Source organism: Niastella yeongjuensis (genome assembly GCF_900110245.1).
GTDB lineage: Bacteria > Bacteroidota > Bacteroidia > Chitinophagales > Chitinophagaceae > Niastella > Niastella yeongjuensis.
This window is the reverse complement of record NZ_FOCZ01000006.1, coordinates 225,650-250,838: the sequence shown is the minus strand read 5'-3', so window position 1 is coordinate 250,838 and position 25,189 is coordinate 225,650. Positions and strand designations below refer to the sequence as shown.

Here is a 25,189-nt window from a genome sequence, read left to right as displayed (position 1 = left end):
AATTTCTAATAGATGCTTTTTTCAGAGAAAGTTTTGATGTCAGATTTCAGGCTTTGCAGGAAATCGATATCATCGTAACCATTCGTCATATTGTGCTTCTTGTAGCCATTGATCTCAAATGATTCTGAAGCGCCGTCACCCACAATAGTGATCTTTTGTTCAGGAAGGTTTACTTCCAGTTCAGTTTTGGGGTTGGCTTCAATAGCTTTGAAGATCTTGTCGAGGAATGCTTCACTTACCTGTACGGGTAAAATGCCGATGTTTAAGGAGTTGTTCTTGAAGATATCGGCAAAGAAGCTGCTCACCACGCAACGGAAACCATAATCGTATATAGCCCAGGCTGCGTGCTCACGGCTGCTGCCGCTGCCAAAGTTTTTACCACCTACCAGTATTTTACCAGTGTAAATGGGGTTGTTCAGCACGAAATCTTTTTTCGGGGTACCGTCGTTTTCAAAACGCCAGTCGCGGAACAGGTTATCACCAAATCCCTTGCGTTCGGTAGCTTTTAAAAAACGGGCCGGAATGATCTGATCGGTATCTACGTTTTCGATAGGCATAGGTACCGCGGTGCTCTTTAATACAGTGAATTTATCGTACGCCATTGTTAAGTTCTAAGTTGAAAGTTTTAAGTTCTTGATTAGATCAACTCGCGCGGATCGGTTACGAAACCTGTAACCGCTGCCGCAGCTGCTACCAGCGGGCTGGCCAACAATGTTCTGGCGCCAGGACCCTGACGGCCTTCGAAGTTACGGTTGCTGGTGCTCACTGCATACTTACCGGCGGGGATCTTGTCGTCATTCATGGCCAAACAGGCTGAACAACCAGGTTGACGTAACTGGAAACCTGCTGCCAGCAAAATATCCAGGATGCCTTCCTCCTTGATCTGCTGTTCAACAATGTGCGAACCGGGAACTATCCAGGCAGTTACATGATCTGCTTTTTTACGGCCCTTGATCACCGATGCAAAAGCACGGAAATCCTCGATGCGGCCATTGGTACAGCTACCGATGAATACGTAATCGATCTTTTTGCCGATCATGGTATCATCCTCATGGAAATCCATATAGGCTAACGACTTATCGTAAGTCGCTTTGCTGCTGCCAATTTGCGCGGCAGTAGGAATATGTTTGGTAATGCCGATGCCCATACCAGGGTTGGTACCATAGGTGATCATGGGTTCAATATCGGCGCCGTTGAATTCGTATTCTTTATCGAAGAAAGCACCTTCTTCTGTTTTCAGCGTTTTCCAGTAGGCCAGCGCTTTGTCCCAGGCTTCACCTTTGGGGGCTTTCTCACGGCCTTTAATGTAGTTGAAAGTGGTTTCGTCGGGAGCAACCATACCACCGCGGGCACCCATTTCAATACTCATGTTGCAAACGGTCATACGGCCTTCCATGGTCATGTTCTCGAACACGTCACCGGCAAATTCAACAAAATAACCGGTAGCGCCGGCGGCTGTGAGCTTTGAAATGATGTACAGTACCACGTCTTTGGGCACAATGCCTTTTCCAAGCTTGCCATTTACATTAATACGCATTTTCTTGGGGCGTGGCTGCATAATACACTGGCTGCTGAGTACCATCTCAACTTCAGAAGTTCCAATGCCAAATGCGATTGCGCCAAAAGCACCATGGGTAGAAGTATGCGAATCTCCGCAAACGATGGTCATACCCGGAAGGGTAATACCGTTTTCGGGACCCACAACGTGCACAATACCATTTTTAGGATTGCCCAGTCCCCAGTGTGAAATACCATATTTTGCCGAGTTGCTTTCCAGGGCCTTCAGCTGGTTGGCCGACAGGGGATCCTCTACCGGCAAATGCTGGTTAATGGTGGGGGTATTATGATCGGCGGTTGCAAAGGTTTTTTCGGGGAACATCACTTTCAATCCCCGGCTTTCCAGACCCAAAAATGCTACGGGACTGGTTACCTCATGAATAAAATGCCGGTCAATAAACAACACATCGGGGCCATCTTCTATATGCCTGACCACATGCGAATCCCATACTTTGTCGAATAATGCAGCGGGGGTTTTGCTCATTTTATATAATTTAAATCAAGTTGCAAAATTCTTGAAATATAGTCAGATTATAAGGGCTTTAAGTGATTTTTTTCTAATAGAGTAGTCAAAAATGAAAAAATATCAAATTCTGGCTATATCTGTTGAACAAACCGTTGAATGTTACCCTATCATTAAAAAATTTGCAAAGGAAGCCCACAAAAAAGCAGATATTTTAATGAATTTCAGGCATCAAACAGGCTTTTTTTCCTACCTTGGTCCTCTTCCAGGCAATTCCCAACCAAATTTCATGACAGTACCCGCATGTACTGCCTGCTAAATAACAGGCGGCATGAACACTTGTTTACTAAAAAATCAACTGTTCAATATGAAATTTGCTACGCTTGTCTGTTTTTTTATTTGTTGTATCAGCTTTTCCTACGCACAACAACCTGTCTACAAAGACGCCAAAGCACCCACTGCCAAACGGGTTACAGACCTGCTTTTGCGTATGACGCTGGATGAAAAAGTGGCCCAGTTGCAAACCATGCATGCCGGCCGGCCAAAACTGGACGATAAACTGTTCAACAATACGCCCAAGCTGGATTCCCTGTTCAAAAACGGGATGGGCATGATGAACCCTGCCTTTGATGAAACCATGGAAGTTACCATAGCCGCCCGAAACAGGTTACAGGATTATATGGTACACAAAACCAGACTGGGTATTCCCATTATTTTTATTGATGAAGCACACCATGGACTGGTGCAACGCGAGGTAGACGTTTTCCCCCATGGTATAGGCCTGGCCTGTTCCTGGGATCCTGCGCTGCTGGAAAAGATATATACCCATGCGGCTAAGCAGGCCCGTGTACGGGGCACCAGCCTGGTACTGGCGCCGGTGGTAGATGTTTGCCGCGACCCACGCTGGGGCCGAACCGGTGAAACCCTGGGCGAAGACCCATATTTGTGCGGAACCCTCGGCAGCGCCATCGTAAGGGGTTTTCAGGGTAGTAATAATGGTGCTATTGCTGCTGATCATGTAGGCGCCACCCTGAAACATTTTTCTGGTCATGGCCAATCGGAGGGGGGCGATAACCAGGCACCTGCCAACTATTCTTTACGGGTTATACGCGAAGCCCATATGGAACCCTTTCGCCTGTGCATAAAAAACGCCAATCCCGCCGGTATTATGGCTTCCTATAATGAAATCGATGGCATCCCCTCACACGCCAATAAATGGTTGTTGAAAGATGTGTTACGCAAAGAATGGAATTATAATGGGGTGGTAGTGAGCGACTGGTTTGGCATAGATCAGCTATGGAATAAACATTTCATAGCTGCCGACCAGAAGGCTGCTGCGCTCAAAGCGTTCAATGCCGGGGTAACCACCGATTTGCCTTATGGTATTAATTACCGCCACCTGGGCGAGCTGGTAAAAGAAAATAAGATCAGCCCCAAAGCACTCGACAGTGCTGTGGCCAGAATACTGGAATTGAAATTCAGGCTGGGTTTGTTCGATCAGCAACAACCGATTGACCTGGAGAAGGCGAAACAGAATGCAGCGTTGGCCGATGGCCGGTCACTGGCTTTGAAAGTTGCCGAAGAATCGATGGTTTTGTTGAAGAATACAAACAACCTGCTGCCATTGAAAAAAGATCAGTATAAAAAGATCGCCGTAATAGGGCCTATGGCTGCCACCAATTACCTCGGTGATTATTCCGGTCTGCCCTCCAAAAACATTTCATTGCTGGAAGGGATAAAGAATAAAGTACAGGGAAGCGCAGAAGTTTTGTATGCAAAAGGCTGCCGCATTACCACCAATGGCGATACCATCAGCCAGAACAACTATCAATATATAGATACCATCATTTTCCCATCAGCAACGGAAAATGCGCAACTGATTGACGAAGCCGTTAAAACAGCACAACAGGCCGATGTGGTAGTGCTGGCCATCGGAGAGAACGAACAGTTATCACGCGAAACCTGGGGACCCAATCACTTTGGCGATATGCCCGATCTGCGTTTACAAAGTCAGCAGGAAGACCTGGCAAAAGCCATGCTGGCCACCGGTAAACCAGTGATTGTTTATTTAACCCATGGCCGGCCTTTAGCCATTCCTTTCGTCGCTCAACAAGTGACTGCCATTGTGGATGGATGGTTTATGGGAGAAGAAGCGGGTAATGCCTTCGCCAATATCCTGTTTGGTGATGTGAACCCTTCTGGTAAATTAACGATTACCTACCCCCGGTCAACCGGACAGGTACCGGTTTTTTATAACCACAAACCCAGTGCACAGTACTTTAATTATGTAACAGAAGAAAAATCGCCCCTGTTCCCATTTGGCTATGGGCTAAGTTATACCACCTTCAGTTATTCAAAGCCCCGCGTGCAATTAGCAGCTGCGGCGCCTAAGAAAATGGGCGGTACTTCCTCTGAACCATCAGAAAAGGTGTATGGAACGGTAGAGGTAGATGTAACCAATACCGGTAACGTGAAAGGCGATGAAATTGTACAATTATATATTCATCAAAAAGTAAGCAGTGTAACCCGGCCGGTAAAAGAGCTGAAAGACTTTACACGCATTACCCTTGAACCCGGACAAACAAAAAAAGTTTCCTTTACCATTGATGCCAACAAACTCGCCTTCTGGAATGCCGATATGCAATTCGTTGTAGAAGATGGCATTTTTGAATGTATGGTAGGACGCAATTCTACCGATGTTCAAAAGGTTGAGTTGAAAGTTGGCCATGATTTGTCTTCAAAATAATCTTGTGTTTTAAGTAGAACAAGATTAATGCTATCAGTCAGTGCCCGTCGCCCCGCTATGCGGGGAGGCGGGTTTTTTATTTGAAGTTTTGACCGGGATCAATAAATTATGATCTACAAAAAATATTAGTTACATTTGTTACGCCTCTTGCGATTGTGCCATCTAATGACCATGCCCAGGTCTCTATTGGGCGGCTCGATTGTTTGTCATTATTGAAAAGCACTTTCCATTAATCACCTCCAATAATACTGATTCTTAACGTCTTTTAATTCTTTCGGATAGCCGGAACAGATTCTCATTGCTATATTCGCTGTCCTAAAGAAAACGACCATGAGATCAGTATCTATTGTTTTATTACTTTTCCTCTCCCTGTGTGTTCAGGCGCAAGTGGACCAGGACGCGGCAACTACCACGCCCGTGCCTCCACCACCACCTTCGCCTGATAAAGATGGTTTAAAGTTCAACCTGAATGCAGACGGCAGTCATTATTTTCAATTTACGGTGATGAACCAGACCTGGGTGCGGTTCAACGAAAACAATCCGTACACCACCATTGAAAATAAGCCCAAAGACAATTCAGTTGACATCGGTTTACGCCGCACCCGTTTTCAGGCGTTTGGCCAGCTGACCGATAATGTATTTATCTATTTCCAGTTTGGGATGAACAATTTCAACAGCCAGTTCAATACCGGAAACAACCGGAAACTGGCCACCTTTTTTCACGACGCCCTGTGCGAATACAAAGTGTCAAAGGGCAACCAGTTGAAAATTGGCGGCGGACTTACCATTGCCAATGGCCTGTCGCGGTTCTCACAACCCAGTGTAAGCAGCATCATGACGATGGATGTTCCTGTTTTTGTGCAATCTACTGTTGACCAGATAGATCAATTCAGTCGCAAACTGAGTATTTATGCCCGTGGTCAGGTTGGTAAATTCGATTACCGGTTTGTGCTCAGCGATCCTTTTCCTATTACTTCATCGGGAACCACCTTTCAGCTAAACAAGAATGCCAGCTTTGCCGGTGTGGGACATCAGTTGCAACCACAAGCCTATCTTATTTACCAGTTCTTTGATCATGAGAACCATACTACGCCTTATATGACCGGGACGTATTTAGGAAAGAAAAAGATCTTCAATATCGCTGTGGGTGGTATTTATCAGCAGGATGCCATGTGGCGGCAGGAAAATGCAGGCACTGATACCATCTTCCAGGATATGAAACATTTTGCAGTAGAAAGTTTTCTCGATATGCCATTGAGCAGCAAACAGGATGCAATATCCGCTTATGCTGGTTTTTTCAACACCAACTACGGCACCAATTATATGCGGTATAATGGGTCAATGAACCCGGCCAATGGCTCCATAGATCCAAATGCTATCCCTTTGCAAGGGCCAACTCATGGTAATAGTTATCCCATGTTTGGGACCGGCAAGGTGATTTATTCGCAGGTTGGTTATTTGTTTCCGGAGAAATTTTTAAACAGCAAGAGCCGTTTTATGCCTTACCTCTCCTTCACCAGCGCCAAGTTCGACCGATTGGAGGGCAAACAAATGAATGTATACAATGCCGGCATCAATTGCCTGCTGAATGGCCATAAATCAAAATTCACGCTCGACTGGCAGAACCGGCCAACTTATGAGTTAGTTGCCAATGCGGTTGCAGCAGGCCCGCGTAAGAACAGTGTAGTGTTGCAATATCAGATCTTCTTTTAATTAGATGATAAAAAAAGAAAGACCTGCCGGAGTTACCGGCAGGTCTTTCTTTTTTTTGTATGCTGTATTTATTGTTTCAGGAATTGCTGTACCTGTTTTGTTTCTTTTCCTTTTACTATCAAATAATAACTTCCTGCCGGCAGCGATTGAACACTTATAGAAAACGAAGTATTGCCATTAAGCGATACTTTTTGCTGTTGCAGGATCCGGCCATTTACATCTGCGATCTGAACGGTTGCAGACTCACTGCCCTTGGCTTGAACATACAATACATCTTTTACCGGATTGGGTGACAGCAGTAAGGCTACGCCATTTTCATTTCTTCTTACTGTTACCGTAGCACTGTAATTAAATCTCCCGTTACGGTCGATCATTTTTAACCGGTAAAAGCCGGTACCCGTCAACGGTTGATCGTCAGGGAAAGCATAATTGTTTTTTAAAGCTGTATTAGCGGCAGGCACAGAACCAATAGTGGTGAAGTCTTTTCCGTTCGCACTTCTTTCAATGGAGAAGGAAGCCGTATTTTCTTCCTGAGTGGTTTGCCAGGATAACTGAACTGCCTTGGCATTGTTTACAGCCTGGAATTGCAATAACGTAAGGGGCAATGTAATTGGTACAACGTGAGCGATCACCACATCTCCATCACCTTCAGACGTTAATTCGTTCACTCCTGCACCCGGGTCAAAATCGACTGTGTTGTAAAATGTTCCGGTAACTAATACATCATCAGCCCCTTTCACCGCTATATTCCAATATACTTCATCATCGGTGTCATTACCCAGCTGATATGCCCAAACATAATTGCCCGAGGGGTCGAATTTGGAAACAACTATATCACCGGTATTGCCTGCAGACACTAACTCATGTGTTCCTGAACCCGGGTCAAAATCAACAGTGCCATAAAAATACCCCATGGTATACACATTGCCCAATCCATCAACAGCCAGGTCAGTAATTTCTCCTTCATGGGTGTTACCCATACTTTTAACCCATAATAAATTCCCCGAATCATCGAATTTTGAAATAAAAATATCATCAGCACCTTCGCTCCTTAAAGTGGTTACGCCTGTACCCGGGTCAAAATCGAATTGGTCTTCGAAACCGCCTCCAATATAGATATTATTTGAAGCGTCTAATGCCAGTGCGTCACCTCCATCATTACCGGTACCGCCCATACCTTTGGCCCACACAAAATTGCCTGATGCATCTAATTTGGAGATGAACATATCAGAGTTGCTTGTGTAAGGTAAATTATACGTTCCCGGACCCGGGTCAAAATCTGCGGTTGCACTGGAAAAATAACCGGTGGTATATACATTATTAGAAGCGTCCACAGCAATGGAATAAGCAGTCTCAGCACCCAGTGATGCAGCCCAAACATAATTTCCGGATGCATCCAGTTTTGAAATAAAGGTTCGCCCTCCGGTAATTAGTTGTTCTACCGGACCCGGGTCGAAATCTCCCTGGTTTGACTCATAGCTCCCGGTCGTGTATACATTTCCGCTCGCGTCCACCGCAATAGATTCAGTTACATCAAAACCGGGGCCGCCCATCGCCCTGGCCCAAACAAAATTGCCCGAAACATCTAACTTCGAAACGAACACGTCATCATAGATTGTTGAACTTGTTAAGGGGTAGGCTAGTGGTCCGGGGTCAAAATCTACCGTGCCACTGAACCGGCCACTCGCATATACGTTACCAGCTGCATCTGCTGTTATTGCATAACCCCCATTGGTTCCGTTTATACTTTTTACCCATGCCAGGTTACCTGAAGCATCGTATTTACCAATGAAAATAGCCTCGCTGCCACCGTCAAGGGTTTGTGCGACAGGGCTCGGGTCAAAATCAACAGTGCCAGAAAACGATCCGATTACATAAACATTTCCGGCAGCATCTGTGGCAATTTTATTGACATTTTCATCACCAGTACTGCCAAAAGATTTGGCCCAATTATAAACAGGTTGTGCGTGGGCCATGGTTCCGGCCAGTAAGCCCAGAACAAGTAGTTTCAATTTCATAGAATAAAAGATTACAAAGGGTTTTTGGTATTAACTAACGTGCAATAGCCAACATTTTGATTTTCATACCATTAATACGGAATAAAAACGTAATGCGTATGCGAAGATAGATTATGACGTTATATTATACAAGCTGATTTATAAGTTTTTAAGTATCTTGGCCTCCATTAAATATTATAACTATATCAGATGATCATAGATTTGCTGTCAAACGCACCTTTATATTACAACCAGGGCCCCTTGTTTAAAAAAGCTTTTGAGTACCTGGCCCAGACTGATTTTTCAACAGTAGAAAAAGGAAAGTATGAACTGGACGGTCAAAACCTGTTTGCCATCGTAAACGAATACGATACCGTTAGCCCCGATAATGAGCAAATGGAATCGCATAAAAAGTATATCGATATTCAATACATCGTGGCAGGAGCAGAACGAGTTGGGCATGAGTTCCTGAAAGGACAAACACCTTCCAAAGCTTATGACAACGAAAAAGATTTTATGTTGTTTGGTGAGAAACCATCCTTCTTTTCGGTACTACAGCAAGGCATGTTTGCTATTTTCTTTCCACACGATCTGCATATGCCCAATATTATGATCGACAAAGCAGCGTATGTGAAGAAGGTAGTGATCAAGGTGGCAGTAAAGTAAAATAAAAATGCCGTTGCAAGTTTCAGGTTGCTGGTTACAAGGATTATAATGCAAGCTGTTTTCCCTGTAACCTGTAACTTGCAGCCTGAAACAATTTCTTAGGGCCTGAAATTCATCTTCTGTATCACCCATTGGCCTACCTTTCCACCCACCACCAACCCATTCTCTATCGCATCCATAAAGTGAATGCCGCCGTAAAAACGACTGATGGCAGCCTCCTGTGCCGCTTGTTGAAAAGAGGTGAAGGAACGCGGTGGTAAACCGTAGGCAACTTCTACATTATCAGTATAAGAAAAGTTATTGCCAAAGAAATGGGTGAGAATGGTGGCCGAGCAGGCTGAAATAACCGAATGTCCGCTCAGGTATTCGGGAAAAGGAGGGGTTTGCAACACCGGTACCCATTGCGGATCGATGTATTTGCGAATGGCTGTTTCTGGACGGATGCGGTTGCTGCGGAATTTTTCATCCCAGCAACAGATAAAAGCATCCAGCAAACCTACTGCTACACTGGTATAAATTTGCATCGATTCTTCAAAACCCTTACCGGCTTTTTCACAGGCAATACCGGTAATACCCAGCCAATGTGCACCGGGAGAGATCTTCTTGCTGCTTAAGATCAAATGGCCATCGTCCTGGATGGCAAACGGGTTACAATCCCAAAACGCGGCTATAATGCGGTGTTCTGCCGGCACCTTTCGCCCCTCGGTATAATTCGCCAGCAATAATTTGTAAAACGCAGTCTTCTTTCCGGTAGAAAACGCCACAGGCGGTGGTGCAGGAAATTGCATACAGGTATCCAATGCTAACGTTCGTACCGTATTGAAATATGGTTCTACCGCAGGTAAAAAAGCCGGAGGAGTAGGATACCAGCATCCTGCTTTGTCAAGCGGCGTATACCTCGGGTAATTACTGATGAGGTTATAACGGTCAGCTTTGGCATAAGCCAGTATTTTCTTACTAACTGCCATGGCATACCGCTTTGAATTGTTGATAACATCATCCGTATAACCAAGGTGGCGGCAGGAGTCAAGTAATTGCTGTTCAAAGACAGCTAACAACTTACCCGAAGGCTGCATTTTCTGCGCTGTTGCCAACATGGCCAACAGGGCACTTAAGCGCACATCGTATTGTTGAATGGTATCGGGTTGCTTTAACGCAGGATAATCCTTTAGCGACCCATGCATGCTTTTAAACGCGGAATTATTTTGCGCAACCACTTCATAACCGGCCAGACAGGCATACGAAAAAAAACGCGCAGCCAGCGGTGGATTGGTAATATCATGGACCATCACCTCCGTCATTTGCGTTATTACCTGGCCTATGACTGCTGTTGTTAATGCTGGTGGTTGATTCCCGGCGTGCCGCGGAGTAGGTGACGTGCAGCCTGTCATTTCAATCATGAGACATGTTATAAGGAAAATGGTTTTATTTATTCTTTTCATACGCTTGCAGGGGTTGCTGATTGATGCCAAATAATAACAGGTTATTGATGGGAAGTACACTGCGTACATCGCCTTTTATATAAAAGCCCGATCGTTGCTGATCGATGTAAGTAAACCCACCCTTGCCATCATTCTTTAATAACTGACCATAACTGGCATCGTATTTACCCGGACGTAACCTTGCCCGGTTCATATTGCCACACAGCAAAAGATCTTCATAGCCGTCATTATCATAATCGAGTGGTGTAATGGTATAAACAGGAGCATACTGGGTTTGTATGGGCAATGCACGTAACTCGTATTTGCCGGTGCCACTGCTTTCAAACAAGACCGTTTGCAGATAATTCGCCTCTAAATCGTTCACGTCCTTTAATTCTTCCGGCGTAAAGATCTGTTGCAGGGCAGCGTCTGCATAACTTTTGTAATCCGTAAAGCGGGTGCGCATCAGGCTGATCTGGTCCAGCAATTCATCCCTGGTGCAATAGGGATATGATTTGCCCTGGATGTAAAAACAAAACAAAGGATCAACAGCACCATTGTCGTCGAAGTCTTTATAATAAAGATTGGCGGGTTCAATGTCACTGGCCCGGCATTGGGTATTTAAACCCAGATTTCCTATAACGAGATCGGGTTTGCCATCCTTATTAAAATCACCGGTTGCTATCTTATTCCACCAACCACGATAACTGGTGTTGAAGTAATGGCTCGTTTGATCCTGTAAATGATGATCAACGCTGATGTATACAGTTACCGGCATCCATTCCCCAACAATTACCAGGTCTTTTTTTGCATCGTTATTCAGGTCTATCCATATTGCATCGGTGATCATGCCGGCTTTTGCCAGTGATGGCGCTATAGTAGTTATTTGGTTGGCGAAATACCCTTTACCATCATTGATAAGCAGAAAACTCTCCGGTGTTTCAGGATAGCGCCCCGGAATTACGCGCCCGCCAACAAACAGATCAGGTGATCCATCGTTATTATAATCATAAACCCGTACGCAGCTTTTACTAACCCGCATAGGAGGCAACGCCTGGGTGCTTTTTGCAAAATTTGCCTTGCCATCATTCAGGTATAAACGATCCTGTAACAATAGATCATTAGGCAGGTAATTATGATAACCACCACTGGCTACATAAAGATCATTATAGCCATCGCCATTAACATCGACAATTACGGCATCTGCATCTTCACAAGACGCGTCCAACTCAAACGCTGGTTCTCTCTTTGGCAGGAACCGTCCATCTTTCTGTTGCAGGTATAATACCGCTGCCTGTCCGCTGCCACCACCGGCGTAAACATCCTCCAATCCATCACCATTCATATCGCCTTTTGCCAGACAGGGGCCGGCAAACGACAATGGACTTACCAGCAATGGCTGCCGTTTGAAATCGTTGATAGTATTTACGGGCGATTTGAATTGTAATGGCGTTTTGACTGCTGTAAACAGGGTAGGGGAAGCCGAGTTTATTTTGAAGATCTCGCTGGCTTCCTTTTCATCCACTACCAATAACTGATCGGCTTCAATACCTTTAAACAGTTGTTGTTTCCCGCGTGGCCATATTATTTGTAAAGAATCAATAGTGGATTGTGTTCCTAATCCAAAGTGTAATATGCCCGAAACGGTTGATAGATATCCACGCGTGGGCATTTGCTCCAGGTACTGTTGACCGGCTTTGCTATAGAGAATCAATTTCGCGCCAATGCCCTGGGTATTGCCGGGCAACCCGTGCAATTGTACCTGCAAATAATGAGAACCGGTTTGCTGACGGGCCTCATTGCGATAAATGTATGCCGGTTGATTGATATTATTGATTATCAGGTCCAGGTCACCATCATTATCGAGGTCGGCATAGGCAGCGCCATTGCTATTGGACGCTCTGTTGAAGCCCCATTGTGCAGATACATTGCTGAACGTACAGTTCTTATTATTGGCAAAGAGGTAATTGATCACATTGGAAGCCGGTATCTGATGAACGAGTTGTAACACATCTTCCCGCTGCAGGCGTCCTTTGCTTTGCACATAGTCGTTCATATATTTTATGAAGTCGAGGTTAGTATAATCGCGCAGAAAGCCATTGGTCACCATCAGGTCCTTCCAGCCATCATTGTTATAATCTGCCAGCAGGGGTGCCCAGCTCCAGTCGGTATTGGAAATGCCCGCAAGCTGACCGATCTCGCTAAATAAAGGGGCGGGAGTTTCCCCCCGTCCCCCGCCAATATTCAACTGCAACATATTTCGCATATACTGGTAGTAAAAACCAGATCGCAGGTTCAACTCGAACTTTTCATAGTTATCTGGTGCAAACAATAGCTTTTGCCGGTGATTGTCTTCGGGCAGCATGTCCAATGTGTAAATATCAGGCCGCCCGTCGTTGTTGATGTCGGCGATGTCGTTGCCCATCGAGAACTGGCTGTTGTGGCCCAGGCAGATTTGCAATTGATCGGTGAACGTACCATCATGATTGTTGATGTACAGATAATCAGGCACGGCATAGTCGTTCGAGAGGTAGATGTCGGGCCAGCCATCTCTATTGATGTCGGCAATGCCGGCCCCCAAACCATAGGTTAAGGAAGAACTGCTGATCCCGGCCTGATGAGTTATATCAGTAAAGTAGTTCTTGTCGTTACGGAGCAATCGGACGCCAATTGCCGGGTCTTCTTTTTTAAAAAGGGCTGCAGTACTCGCTTCATCCAATATGGGCAGTGAATTGGGATTGTGATTCAACAGCAACGCATCGAGATCGCCATCGCGATCGGCATCAAAAAAATAAGCCTGGGTACTATAACCTGTATCGGCAAGACCGTATTGCATCGCCTGTTCACTGAAATGCGGATACCCTTGCTGATCGTTCCCGGTATTGATGTACAGTTCATTGCTCCTTTTTTCGCCACGCAGTTTGCCAGAATAACAGAGGTAAATATCCAAACGCCCATCGCCATTTACATCTGCCATGGTAACCCCGGTTTTCCAGGGACCTGGTCTGCCGCTGGTGCCGGCAAGACCGGTTATATCCTCAAAATGCATAGCTCCTTTATTGAGGTATAGCAGGTTATCACTCATATTGGCAGTGAAATAAATATCAACCAGTCCATCTCCATTCACATCACCGGTAGCCACTCCGCCGCCATTATAAAAGTATTCGTATAGCAATACATTGGTATTGATCCCTTCCGTTAAGGTATTATTGAACGTTATGTTGGTGCTGTCGGCCGGTAACAGGGTAAACAGGGGATGGCCAGCCGGCTTTTCGTTATTATGTTTACAGGCAGAGAGAAAGAAAATGCCGGTAACAATTAAGCATGGTATTTTTTGAAAGGTCATACGTTGGATTGTTGAGCAAGATGAAATTCCTACTTCCTAATTATAGCCGGGATTCTGGATCAGCTTCAGATTCGTATTCATCTCATCCTGTGGTATTGGCCGGTAATACATTTTATCATCCCATTTCCGGTCCTCCTGCGAATTCACTTCCAGTGGCGTATAGGTGTAATTGTATTTTGTTTCATCGTGTTTGTAAGGTGCTGCAAAACTGGCACCTGCTTTCAACCTTGCCACAACATCTATATATACCAGCTTTCTGCCGAGGGTAGCAGGGGCGATCATCCAGCGGCGGCAATCGTGGTAACGCTGATCCTCATAAGCCAGTTCAATCCTGCGTTCATTACGATACCGTTCCTTCAGCGCTGCTCCCGTCTCGGTAACAGCCGGCATGCCTGCGCGAAAACGGATTCTGTTCAACCAGGTCCTGGCTTCGGATTCTTCACCCAGTTCTATACAGGCTTCGATGTAATTCATCACAACCTCGGTATAGCGGAAGAAGGGCCAGGGTATCGTTTGCCGGGTGGTATTGTCAACAAGGTCAGGGTCGGGATCAGTAAACTTGCGAACATAATAACCGGTCCAGCTGCCATTCCAGTTTTCAATAGAACTGGATCGGGTATCGAGGCCCGGAAGAAATACGCCGCCGCCCTGGTCGTATTTGCCGGTTTGGATCTGATTGGCAGGATCAACATTCCCCGAGATCTTATCACGTGGTTTCCAGTCGGCCCCGTCATACAGGATGGAAGCATAAAAACGGGGATCGCGATTGGCGTATGGCTGCGCTTTTTGCGTGGGATTGCTCCAGCTGAATTGGGTACCATCCATCATTTCATAATCATCAACCAATAGCTGTACCGGCGTATTACCCGCCCAGTTATGATATCCATTGGGGCCGTTGGTCAAACCAACATACATCCCGGAACTTTCATCCTTGTTGATTGTCCAGTAACGGCCAAACAGGATCTCGCTTTCCGCGCTTTTGTCAACGTCAGCGCTTTTACTACCGCCACCCATAGCCAGTGACACGTAATTCCTTTTGCCATCAGCGGCCGATACCGGCGCTGTGAGGTTCAACTTATATCCTTTTAATGGATTAGCATCCATCAGTGCTTTAGCGGCGTTCTTGGCGGCTGTCCACCGGGCAATGCGGTCGCCACCCGTATAGCCCAGTAATTCAGGCTTGGCATAACCACTGATTACCGCTGATTTTGACCTGGCGGTGGGCATATCGTGCAGGTCGCTGGCAGTGTATAACAACATGCGCGATTTCAATGCCATGGCGGCCAAATCACTGGCTCTTCCTAAAGCCACTGTTTTCCCTTTTAACAACAGGATGGCGCTATCACATTCCCTGAGTACAAAATTGACACACTCTTCCCATGTATTACGGGTTACACTATAGTCTTCACCAAGACCATAAGACCTGTCAATAATAGGTACCCCGCCGTAATAACGGATCAGCTGCTGATAAAAAAAAGCCCGCATAAAATGCGCTTCACCCTGTAACCGGTCGTTGAGGGTCTTATCTTCAAATGTAGCTATGCGCAAATTCTCCAATGCCAGGTTAGCCTGCCTGATCTTGGCATACATATCATTATTGCTGGCATCCTTTCCCCAACGATAGTTTACATTTACCCACCCTATATTCGATGGGTTCAATGTGCCTTCATTTACGATATTGATGCCGCGCCCCGGATGGGTAAAAACAGCTTCGTCTGACAGCACCGCCAGCATCTGCTCATCAAATCCGCCCTGCCCAAGACCGGCATATATCCCGGTGATAAATGATTCTGCCAGGGCACCGTCTTTCCACGCATCTGTTGAGGATACTTTATCGAGCGGTTTGGTATTAAGGAAATCTCGTTTGCAAGCTCCCGCTATCGCCAGGAGGAGAACACAAAACAGGATCTTTTTCATCTACTAATTATTTTATTGTTAGAAGGATACTCTGGCACCTACATTTAATATTCTTGATTGTGGATAGTATTGTCCATTGCCGCTGGTTGATTCCGGGTCCCAGATTTTCATTTTATCCAGCGTAACCAGATTAATACCATTTACATATAATCGAAAATTGTTAATACCTGCCTTCTGGCCAATTTTTGCCGGCAGGTTATAACCGAATTCAATATTCTTTAACCGCAGGTAATTGCTACTTCTTAACCAATAGGTATTGGTACCAAATGATCCGCCATTAAAATAAGTATTGCCCCGGTTGGCCAAACGGGGATCCGTAGCGCTGGGGTTTTCCACCGTCCAGCGATGATCGTATGAGTATTTTAGAAAGTTACCTATGGTGCCAGATTCGGTCCCTATAAAAAGTAACCCGCCTGTAGCACCCTGTACTAAAATGGAACAATCAAAATTCTTGTATTGCAGATTTATATTCATACCACCGGTAAACCAGGGGTCGCGGTTCTTTTCGAGGCGCACCCGGTCATCGGCATCTATCTTGCCATCGCCGCTTACATCTTTTAATTTCATGTCACCCGGAAGCAGCTTGTTGGTTGCGGCACTATAATCGATGGTGTTTTTGTTGATATCATCCTGGTCAACAAAAACACCATCGTATTCATATACCAGGAATGCAGCACCATCGGTTCCAAACGTATGTCCCTTTGAATACTGATAGGGTTTTAAGCCCGGCGTTTCTGGCAGGTTGATCACCTCATTTTTAGCATAGCCGCCATTTACACTCACCCTGAACTGGAAATCGCCAAAATGATCGCTGTACCCTATATTGAATTCAAATCCCCTGTTCTTTACTTTTCCCAAATTCTCGGGCGGCAGGGTCATGCCGGCAGAAGCGGGTGTTACAGCTGAGTTCTGCATCAATATTTTGGTGCGGATATTATTGAATACATCCAGTTCAAATGAAAGCCGGCTGTTTAATGCGGAACCCTCCAGTCCAATGTTGGCGTTGTTAGCCACCTCCCAGGTATAACCGGGGTTGGGCAAACCTGTTTCGGTAAGCGTTTTTACCAGGTTGCCATTCACTATATAAGTATTGAAACCGTAGGTAGACAGATACCGGTATTCCTGCAGTACGTTATTAAATAGGATGTTGTCATTACCCATTTGTCCCCAGGAAGCGCGTAGTTTCAGGTTATTGATGAAAGCTACCGGCTTAAAGAATTTTTCTTCCGATAAACGCCAGCCTAACAATATACCAGGAAAGAACCCAAAGCGATCATTTTCCGGAAACATGTAGGAGCCATCATAACGCCACAGGAATTCGGCCATATACCGTTCCTTGTAGTTATAGTTTGCCCGGCCAAAATAACTTAACCTTGCCCGGGTATAGGCGCTTCCGTTATTGTCTTTCTGCGACTCGCCACCGGCAAACAATTGATCAAGTGCCGTGGAAATATAATTGCGGCGGAAAGCATTGAAGTTCTGATTATCTATCGTTTCCCGGGTAACGGCAGCCATCAGGTTCAGGGTATGATCGCCAAACGTTCTGTCATAATTGATAAAGCCCGACAGGTTTATATTCAATTGGTTTTCCTGCGATTCGGTCAGGCGTGGATCGGTAAAAGTAGAACGCACCGATTTGGTTAGTTTGGGAGTAACCCCATCAGCTTCGTAGCTGCTTTTATCCCAGAAGTACAGATACCAGGGTGTTTCCCATCGTTTGGTACGGCGAAAGTATTTGTCAACGGCTGCAAAACCTGCAATCTTCAATCCTTCTACAAACGGTACCTGCAGATCAATTCTGCCATTGGTTTGAAAATAATCACGCCAGTCCTTATCGTAACCTGTTTGATTGGTGGTGATCACGATCGGGTTTTGGCCGTTCTCTATATCTGGCCCGGGTAAACCATTGGGCCATACTTCCTGTTCTGTGGGTTTACCACGCATAAGCATCCGGAATATTGGCCCGGCACCTACGGTTGGGAAAAACCGGGATTCTTCCCTGGCAGTTAATCCAAGGCTGGTATTTACATATTTGTTCACCTTTGCGTCCAGGTTAAACCGCATGTCATACTGCTTGTAACCGGTGGCCGAATTCTTATAGTAACCATCCTGGTTTTCATAACCCAGGGAGGCGAGGTATTTTGTATTGTCGGAACCGCCAGACAATTGCACATTATGGCTCGACTGTGGCGACCATGTTTTTAGTGTAGTACCAAACCAGTCGGTATTGGGATGACCCCAGGGATCGGAGCCATTGCTGAATTTGTTGATGTCTGTGGGTGAGTAAATGGCATCTACCTTTACGCCATTATCGGTTCGGGTATAGGTGCCGTTTTGTTTAAAGGCATTCCAGCCTGCGCTCCATTGATCAGCCGGCAAACCATCGAATAGCGTAAGCTCATTGATAATGGTCGCATATTCGATTGCATCAGACATTTCCGGGATGCGGGTTGGCTGAGCCCAGCCCTGATTGAAATCGTACGACAATTGCGACTTGCCGCTTTTGCCGCGTTTGGTGGTGATAAGTATAACGCCATTTGCAGCACGCGAACCATAAATGGCTGCTGCTGCATCTTTCAATATCGACATGCTTTCTATATCCTGTGGGTTCAGTCGTTCCAATCCACCGGCTCTGTCGGGAACCCCGTCAATAACAATTAATGCGCCACTGTTGTTGGGCGTATTGGAACCACGTATGCGGATGGTTGAACCGTCATACCCCGGCTCACCACTCGATTGAATTGCTGTAACCCCCGGCAACCTGCCTGCTAATGCATTGGATAGATTTACCGAAGGGGATTTTGCCAGTTCTGCACCCTTTACCTGGGCTACAGCACCGGTAACCGTTACTTTCTTCTGCGTGCCATAACCAACCACTACAATATCGCTTAGCTGTCCGGCTACACCAGTTACCATAACAATCGCCAGTGAAGTTTTTCCGGCAACATTCACTTCCTGCGTTTGAAAACCAACAGAAGATACAACCAGTATTGTTTTCCCTTCCGGAACGGTAATGGTAAAATTGCCATTCATATCTGTGTTGGTACCCGTTGCCGTGCCCTTTACAACAATGCTTACGCCGGCCAGCGGATTACCTTTATCATCTGATACCTGGCCTTTAATTTCCAGTGCCGTAACAGCTGATAATTGCAGGGTTAACTCATTTGTATTGATTGTATAATTAAAGGCATTCGGTTCTGTTTTGTATAATACAATCCGGTCCTTAATTAATTTAAAGGTGATCCCAAATGGGGCAAGCAGTTCTTCCAGCACCTCACCCAGCTTTTTCTGACTTGCTTTAATGGAAACCTTGCGCCCGGCTTCTATGGTCTTTGAACTGTATACAAAACGCGCCCCGGTTTGATTTTTTAGCACGTTGAATACATCTTTTAGCTGGCCTTTTTCTACAGAGACCGATACTATTTTATCAAGGATGCCTTGTGCTTCTGCATTGTTGTAATACGCGTAAGAGCCAAGGTAAACAATGAGTAGTGTTGGTAGTAATATTAACCGAATGGCAATAGAAATGATTGTAACCAATCGTTGATGTTTCATAAATAGAATTGAGGTGAATGGTTAATCCGTCCGTTTCCGCTGGCTGGCAGAACAGACGAGGTCAGTGGTAAAAAGGGGGCCTGAACAGGCAATAAATTCCCTGTTTCCCGATTTTCATCGAAAATTCATACGCCCCCGGCGTTCATTAAACAATATGCAGGTAATGGAATACCCGAAGCGGGTTTACGTGATGTAGGTTTTTATTCTCATGCGACAATCGTTTTGGATGTTTGAAAATGGTTGGGTATTATAGTGATGCTGATCTCTTGTTGGTTACTCGCAACCGGAACCTTTAATGAGAATGCGGGTACCGCGGATCTCATAGGTGGCCTGCACCGACTCACATATAATTTCCAGTTGGTCGTACAGATTTTGTCCTTTTATATCACCTGTAAACAAACATTTCGCCAGACTTTCATTCTCCATCACCATTTCAATGTGATAAGCCTGCTCCAGGTAATTCAGGACTTTCGCAATGGACGCCTCATCAAAAACAAAATTCAGTTCCGTTATTTTTTCTTCTGCGTTCTTATTGGCCAGTACCGGCAATGGTATTTCTACCAGGGTTGTTCTGAAATGGTGATCGATGCCGCTGTAGATCACCTTTTGGTTAGGTTTCAATATCACACCACTCGATTCTTCGATTTTCCTTTCCTGTACGGTTTCCCGGCCGGCTTCATAAACAGCCACTTTACCCGTTTGAACAGACACCTCGATGTTTTTGGTGAGGGCGTTCGTCTTTACAAAAAAGCTGGTACCCAATACCTGGGTCACAATATTTTTACTGTATACATAGAAAGGCGATTTGGGGTTACGGGTCACTTTAAAAAAAGCATTGCCTTCCAGGTATACTTCCCGTTTAGGTCCTTTAAACTGATCGTGATAACGAACCAGCGCCTTTGGTTCCAGCATAACCAGTGAACCATCGGGCAAGTGCACTGTATCTGTAGAGATCTTGTCATTTCTGACCTGGTGCAGCCCGGCCATTTCTTTTTCCTGCGGTGCTGTATAAGGCCTTTTATTATCCAGGTACCACCAGGCCGCTGTAATAATGCTCCCCGTAATCACAGCGGCGCTCAACCAGCGTATCCACACTGGTATGAACTTCGCCGGTGGTGATGCCTGCTCCCTGTTTTCTGTAAGCAGGGTTTGTTGATGAATTTTCGGCCAAAGGCGTTCCAGGGTTTCTTTTATTTCACCGGGTGGCAGGGTAGGGTCAATGCCTTCCTCATCACCCAATAATTCATACCATTGTTCAACCAGTTTTCTTTCCTCCTCAGTGCAATCGTTTTCTACATACCGTTTCAGCAAATGATAAAAGGCCTTTCGATTCATGTAGTTTTGTTTGGTGCTGATTTAATTATAAGTCGGATGTGCGGGATGGACCCCTAAAAAGAATTAAAAGAAGTTGCAGGGTACCGGTTGCCGGTTACCAGTTACCGGGAAAGCCGGATCTTAGTAATGTTGAAAATATTTATTATGCTTTTATATCAGCCCGGAAACCGGAGACTGGTAACCGGTAACAGCATGTGAAGGGTTTCTGCCTTCATCAAAGGTTCAACAGGAATAATTCAACAATAATGAAATCTTTCAAATGCAACCGCATAAACTTAAGCGATTGCGTTACATGGTATTCAACGGCTTTTTCTGAAAGATTCATGTATTGGGCGATCTCTTTGACAGAACGTTTTTCATACCGGCTTAACCGGAAAATTTCCTGTGTTTTCTGTGGCAGTTTTTTGATGGTATTATCAATGGCAATAGTTAATTCATGCAACAGTAACCTTGATTCTGAGAGATTTTCCTGCACAGTCATTTGCGCGGAGGCCGACTGGTAATATTTTTCGCGAATGAGTTGTGAACGAATGTAGTCGATGACCTGGTAACGAACGGCCGATTGCAGATATGCCTGCAGTTGTTGTATCTGGGCTGTTTCCCGCTTCACCCATAAACTGATAAAAATGTTTTGCACCAGTTCTTCGGCTATGGCTTTTGCTTTAACCTTTTTCAATGCAGCCAGAAATACCATTTCACTATAACGCGCATAAATCTCTTCCAAAGCAGATCCATCACCGGCTTTGAGTAGTTTTAGAAGTATCGCATCGTCAAATACCTTGTAATTCATATGGTGGCTATACAAATATAACTAAATAGAACGTGTGAAAATGTACATAGTTAAATTGTATGGTGAACACTAATTTTCGGTTGTACTAACAAGCTAATTGCCGATGCAAAATTGTTAATATAAGCTAAAGGTTCCGGCTGCCTTATTTTGCCAGCCTTTTAAAATTCAGACTACTTATTATAAATTTTATTAATTTTGAATCCTCCCTATAATGTCCCGCTCTGTAAAAACAAGCTAAACAAGTACCCTGGCTTTGTTAACCCATAAAACGATTGTATATGAAAAAAATGTTCTTATTGGCATCGTCCATACTGATGCTTTCCTTTCTGGTGTCAGATAACACCATTAGCAAAAAGGAAAGGAATTATGCCAGCAAATTGCTTAAAGACACTGAAAAAGGTGTTTTTGAACAGGTAAAAGGTTTGACCGAGGCCCAATTGACGTTTAAACCCGCACCCGACCGGTGGAGTGTTGAAGAATGTGTAAAGCATATTGCCGCCAGCGAAGAAATGATGTGGCAAATGGTGGATGGCACATTAAAACAACCAGCCAACCCCGAAAAGAAAACGGAAATAAAGTTTACCGATGAACAACTGGTTCAAAAAATTGAAGACCGCAGTAACAAAGTTAAGACCGTTGAAAAGCTGCAGCCGGAAAATATTCCTTTGAAAAATACAGAAGAGGCGCTGGATGCTTTTAAAAAGAACCGGGAAAAACTGATAGACTATGTAAAATCAACCAATGAAGACCTGCGTGCGCATATTGCCACCATGCCTTTTGGCTCCGCTGATAGTTATCAGTTATTGTTATTTATAGGCGCACATAGTAACCGGCATACACAACAGATCATGGAAGTAAAAGCTGATCCGAATTTTCCAAAATGATACCAGTTTTTAGTATAACAAAAGCCCCGACAGCTTAGGATCGTCGGGGCTTTTTATTATTGCACCGGTACAAGCTGTGCAATCTATCTCCGGTTTTTCACTGATTTAATTTTTAGTAATGCCAGTGTTGGCTTTTTCTAAAAGGTCATTCACTTTATATTTATTGGTATACCTGTCATAGTGCGCCAATTCTGCATCACTGCGGAATTGGGCATCCAGATAAATATGAAACAGGTCGTTATTGGGGAACGATCGTTTCAGGTTATGAACCGTTAAAGGCAGAATTTCTCCTTTTCCATAAGTAGAATAGAAATACTTCCGCACCCGTTGTGTTCCTTTTGGCTGAGAAACGTACACATCTCTGTAATAGATCCAGATATGTCCTTTTCCCAGGAAATAATACGGGGTGAAATTCCAGGTGCGAACAACGTCTTTCTTGTTCTTATAGGCATAAATCTCATCTTTAAACACATGCACCTTCTCGCCATTGTGTTTAACAATTAAATAGGGCTTTGCAATAAATTCATTAAACCTGATTTTGTTATCGGCCGATGGTTCATCGGTGGCATAAGTAAGCCGGTTGTTTTCAAAATCGTCGTACGTAAAATATACCCCGCTTTGTGCATTAACCATTATTCCGGCTACTAAAAAAGATAATGCCATAAATATCGTTCTCATGATCTTATGTTTTAATGGTGATTCTATAAAGCCGCAGGAACAGGTTATAGGAATCGGCAACAGTAAATGAAAACAGGAACAGCGTGATGCTATTCAGTAGGGGAGAAGAGAATTAAATCCGGTGAACGCAATTAAGTATAAAGAGAGGTATAGCTGCCTGTTGTGGCGGCGCATTGTTTATAGGATATGCTTCCGTTATGGTGGCAATGGCATGAAACGAATAAGCGGGGAAATCAGAAGCTAAGGTTGCAGGGCAGCTTTTCGCAACCCGGAAATGAGTATCGTTATGTTTTTGCTCGTGGCCTTGTTTCGCCTGATTGTGCTCGTCTTTGCAATCCTTGTTTTCAGTACTCCAGATCCCGGAGTGCTCGTTTGCGCTAAAACCCGTTGCAACCAGGTTTTCCAGGCAACAATCCAGTCGCAGCGTAGCACCCACCGTACTGGTGAGATAAACAAAGGCTAATATGGTAACCAAAAATTGCTTCATGTGTCCCTGCCGCAAAAATAACAATAGTTAGCCTGTATATGCCCTTCTGGATCAATTAGTTTTTAGGTTTTAATATCCTATTAACAAGGCGCAAATCAGTGCATTATATAAGTAAAATTGACTGTGAGAATTGGGAGTGAATTGATCGCAAATGGGGGCAGCAGGTTAATGAACCGCAATTGCTCACTTAGGCAGTGGCAATGATTTATTCATAAATGAAACTTTACTTAGGCCAATTTTTGATCTTTTTAAGATCCTTGTTTATTTCTTCCATTATTTTAGGTGGCCATGACATATCCTTAAATTTTTCAAGTTCAGGGTCATGAGTTAGGGTACATTCCTTTTTAAATAAATCACTATATACTTTTATCACTTTCTTTTCCATATGAAAAACTATTTAGGTAATGGCGTTTTTAGCTTTCTGAGCAACTTATTAGCTTCTTCCAGCTTTTTAGGTGCCAGTATCCTGCCTCTTAGCTTATCGAGTTCCTTATTATAATTATAGGTAACTTTTTGATCGAAAAAATCACTCGTTATCTTTAATTCTTTCATAAACATAAAATTAAACATTTTTACTAAATGCTAAATATATTAGTTGTCTAATTATCTGCCCTATCACCATAAACGCAATTGCGTGTAAGACTGCTTGATGCGTGACGGAGAGTTCTCTTTTTTAGGAAGGGAGATCGAATCTGTGGTTTGTTCCGCCGTTACCTGATAAACGGCCGTTTCTTCGAATCGGGAAGCTACAATGATCTGCGTATTGCCCGCATGTTCATTGAATAATTGTTTAACCAACTGAGGAGAATTATTATCTCTTGACAGGTGTGCCAAAAAGAGATGGCTCATATAAGAAGGCCGGTGTTTGGTAAATACTTCCAGTGCCTGTTTGTTGGAAAGATGCCCATGACCACCGCGGATGCGATTCTTTAAATGCCGTGGATAATTTCCTGTCTCCAGCATTTCTTCATCATAATTCGCTTCCAGGAAGGCGGCATGACAATGTTTAAAATGTAAGGCCAGATGATCGCAGGGCGAACCAATGTCTGTGAAGATGCCGATGTTCACATTGTTGCCGTTCACGATAAAACTATGCGGTTCAGCCGCATCATGAAATTTAGGAAAAGCCTGAATGGCCAGCCCGCCGATCTGAACGGGTTCATACGGTTTGAAAGCAACAACCTGTTCCTTTTTTATATCGATGTTTCCGTTGTACAAAGTAGCATCGGTGATATAAACCGGCAACTGGTATTTTTTAGCGAGTACCGGAATGCCGCTGATGTGATCCGTATGTTCGTGTGAAACAAAAATAGCTTTTACTGTTTGCATCGATAAGCCAATGCGGGCCATGCGTCGTTCAGTTTCGCGGCAGGAGATGCCCGCATCCACCAGGATGGCTTCCTGGCCGTTGCCCACATAATAACAGTTTCCATTACTTCCCGAGTTCAGCGATGCAATATAGAGCGACATGTTGCGTGCAAATATAGGTTATAATTCGTGATTGGCAGACTTGCTGAAAATCGATGCTATCGGTCTGCTGGTCTGCTATTTTATCCACAACAGCGAAAAATCAATTCTATATAGCGGATAAATGGTGAAATTGCCATGCATAACGGTTCGATGCTCCTATTATA

19 protein-coding genes are annotated in these 25,189 nt (G+C 44.6%); 5 read left to right on the top strand and 14 right to left on the bottom strand.

What is annotated here, in order from left to right:
* Nucleotides 1–5 precede the first annotated feature (5 nt).
* Both leuD and leuC read right to left on the bottom strand, forming a co-directional pair.
* Nucleotides 6–602 (bottom strand): 3-isopropylmalate dehydratase small subunit, encoded by a 597-nt coding sequence (leuD, locus tag BMX95_RS17920; protein WP_081202666.1) that lies wholly within the window; start codon nucleotides 600–602, stop codon nucleotides 6–8.
* A 35-nt stretch (nucleotides 603–637) separates the two neighbouring features.
* Entirely contained in the window at nucleotides 638–2,041 is a 1,404-nt protein-coding gene (leuC, locus tag BMX95_RS17915) for a 3-isopropylmalate dehydratase large subunit (protein ID WP_081202667.1), read from the bottom strand.
* Nucleotides 2,042–2,132: 91 nt separating this feature from the next.
* On the opposite strand from leuC, the gene BMX95_RS17910 reads away from it, so the two are divergent.
* The 3 genes from BMX95_RS17910 (at nucleotide 2,133) to BMX95_RS17900 (ending at nucleotide 6,479) form a co-directional block, all read left to right on the top strand.
* Nucleotides 2,133–2,339 carry a hypothetical protein gene (locus BMX95_RS17910; protein ID WP_081202668.1) on the top strand — a complete coding sequence of 69 codons (207 nt, stop codon included), beginning with the start codon at nucleotides 2,133–2,135 and terminating at the stop codon, nucleotides 2,337–2,339.
* A 48-nt stretch (nucleotides 2,340–2,387) separates the two neighbouring features.
* A complete protein-coding gene (locus BMX95_RS17905; RefSeq protein ID WP_081202942.1) occupies nucleotides 2,388–4,766 on the top strand; it encodes a glycoside hydrolase family 3 N-terminal domain-containing protein in 2,379 nt (792 codons plus the stop codon).
* 330 nt (nucleotides 4,767–5,096) lie between these two features.
* The gene (locus BMX95_RS17900) at nucleotides 5,097–6,479 is read left to right on the top strand and encodes a hypothetical protein (RefSeq protein ID WP_081202669.1); all 1,383 of its coding nucleotides are present in this window, start codon (nucleotides 5,097–5,099) and stop codon (nucleotides 6,477–6,479) included.
* A gap of 68 nt (nucleotides 6,480–6,547) precedes the next feature.
* Here the strand turns inward: BMX95_RS17900 and BMX95_RS17895 are convergent, their stop codons facing one another.
* Nucleotides 6,548–8,497, bottom strand: a complete 1,950-nt coding sequence (locus tag BMX95_RS17895) for a T9SS type A sorting domain-containing protein (RefSeq protein WP_081202670.1) — start codon at nucleotides 8,495–8,497, stop codon at nucleotides 6,548–6,550.
* 189 nt (nucleotides 8,498–8,686) lie between these two features.
* Here BMX95_RS17895 and BMX95_RS17890 point away from each other — a divergent pair, with 189 nt between their 5' ends.
* Nucleotides 8,687–9,142, top strand: coding sequence for a NanQ anomerase/TabA/YiaL family protein (locus tag BMX95_RS17890; protein WP_081202671.1), 456 nt, complete (start codon nucleotides 8,687–8,689; stop codon nucleotides 9,140–9,142).
* Nucleotides 9,143–9,240: 98 nt separating this feature from the next.
* On the opposite strand, the gene BMX95_RS17885 is transcribed toward BMX95_RS17890, so the two are convergent.
* From BMX95_RS17885 to BMX95_RS17860, 6 genes are all read right to left on the bottom strand, one after another.
* On the bottom strand, nucleotides 9,241–10,542 hold the full coding sequence (locus BMX95_RS17885; protein ID WP_242673195.1) for a vanadium-dependent haloperoxidase: 1,302 nt from the start codon (nucleotides 10,540–10,542) through the stop codon (nucleotides 9,241–9,243).
* Between the two features lie 25 nt (nucleotides 10,543–10,567).
* A complete protein-coding gene (locus tag BMX95_RS17880) occupies nucleotides 10,568–13,909 on the bottom strand; it encodes a VCBS repeat-containing protein (protein ID WP_081202672.1) in 3,342 nt (1,113 codons plus the stop codon).
* A gap of 36 nt (nucleotides 13,910–13,945) precedes the next feature.
* Nucleotides 13,946–15,826 (bottom strand): RagB/SusD family nutrient uptake outer membrane protein, encoded by a 1,881-nt coding sequence (locus BMX95_RS17875; protein WP_081202673.1) that lies wholly within the window; start codon nucleotides 15,824–15,826, stop codon nucleotides 13,946–13,948.
* An 18-nt stretch (nucleotides 15,827–15,844) separates the two neighbouring features.
* A complete protein-coding gene (locus BMX95_RS17870; protein ID WP_081202674.1) occupies nucleotides 15,845–19,381 on the bottom strand; it encodes a TonB-dependent receptor in 3,537 nt (1,178 codons plus the stop codon).
* A gap of 273 nt (nucleotides 19,382–19,654) precedes the next feature.
* A complete protein-coding gene (locus BMX95_RS17865) occupies nucleotides 19,655–20,716 on the bottom strand; it encodes a FecR family protein (protein WP_081202675.1) in 1,062 nt (353 codons plus the stop codon).
* Nucleotides 20,717–20,930: 214 nt separating this feature from the next.
* On the bottom strand, nucleotides 20,931–21,506 hold the full coding sequence (locus BMX95_RS17860) for an RNA polymerase sigma factor (RefSeq protein WP_081202676.1): 576 nt from the start codon (nucleotides 21,504–21,506) through the stop codon (nucleotides 20,931–20,933).
* A 278-nt stretch (nucleotides 21,507–21,784) separates the two neighbouring features.
* On the opposite strand from BMX95_RS17860, the gene BMX95_RS17855 reads away from it, so the two are divergent.
* Nucleotides 21,785–22,390, top strand: coding sequence for a DinB family protein (locus tag BMX95_RS17855; RefSeq protein WP_081202677.1), 606 nt, complete (start codon nucleotides 21,785–21,787; stop codon nucleotides 22,388–22,390).
* Nucleotides 22,391–22,495: 105 nt separating this feature from the next.
* Here BMX95_RS17855 and BMX95_RS17850 read toward each other — a convergent pair whose 3' ends face one another.
* The 5 genes from BMX95_RS17850 to BMX95_RS17840 form a co-directional block, all read right to left on the bottom strand.
* Nucleotides 22,496–23,068, bottom strand: coding sequence for a hypothetical protein (locus tag BMX95_RS17850; protein ID WP_133053989.1), 573 nt, complete (start codon nucleotides 23,066–23,068; stop codon nucleotides 22,496–22,498).
* Between the two features lie 112 nt (nucleotides 23,069–23,180).
* Nucleotides 23,181–23,555, bottom strand: a complete 375-nt coding sequence (locus BMX95_RS17845) for an HYC_CC_PP family protein (RefSeq protein ID WP_081202679.1) — start codon at nucleotides 23,553–23,555, stop codon at nucleotides 23,181–23,183.
* 223 nt (nucleotides 23,556–23,778) lie between these two features.
* The gene (locus BMX95_RS34995) at nucleotides 23,779–23,940 is read right to left on the bottom strand and encodes a hypothetical protein (protein ID WP_165759024.1); all 162 of its coding nucleotides are present in this window, start codon (nucleotides 23,938–23,940) and stop codon (nucleotides 23,779–23,781) included.
* Between the two features lie 8 nt (nucleotides 23,941–23,948).
* The gene (locus tag BMX95_RS34990; RefSeq protein ID WP_165759025.1) at nucleotides 23,949–24,107 is read right to left on the bottom strand and encodes a hypothetical protein; all 159 of its coding nucleotides are present in this window, start codon (nucleotides 24,105–24,107) and stop codon (nucleotides 23,949–23,951) included.
* 63 nt (nucleotides 24,108–24,170) lie between these two features.
* A complete protein-coding gene (locus tag BMX95_RS17840) occupies nucleotides 24,171–25,025 on the bottom strand; it encodes an MBL fold metallo-hydrolase (protein WP_081202680.1) in 855 nt (284 codons plus the stop codon).
* Between the last annotated feature and the right edge of the window lie 164 nt (nucleotides 25,026–25,189).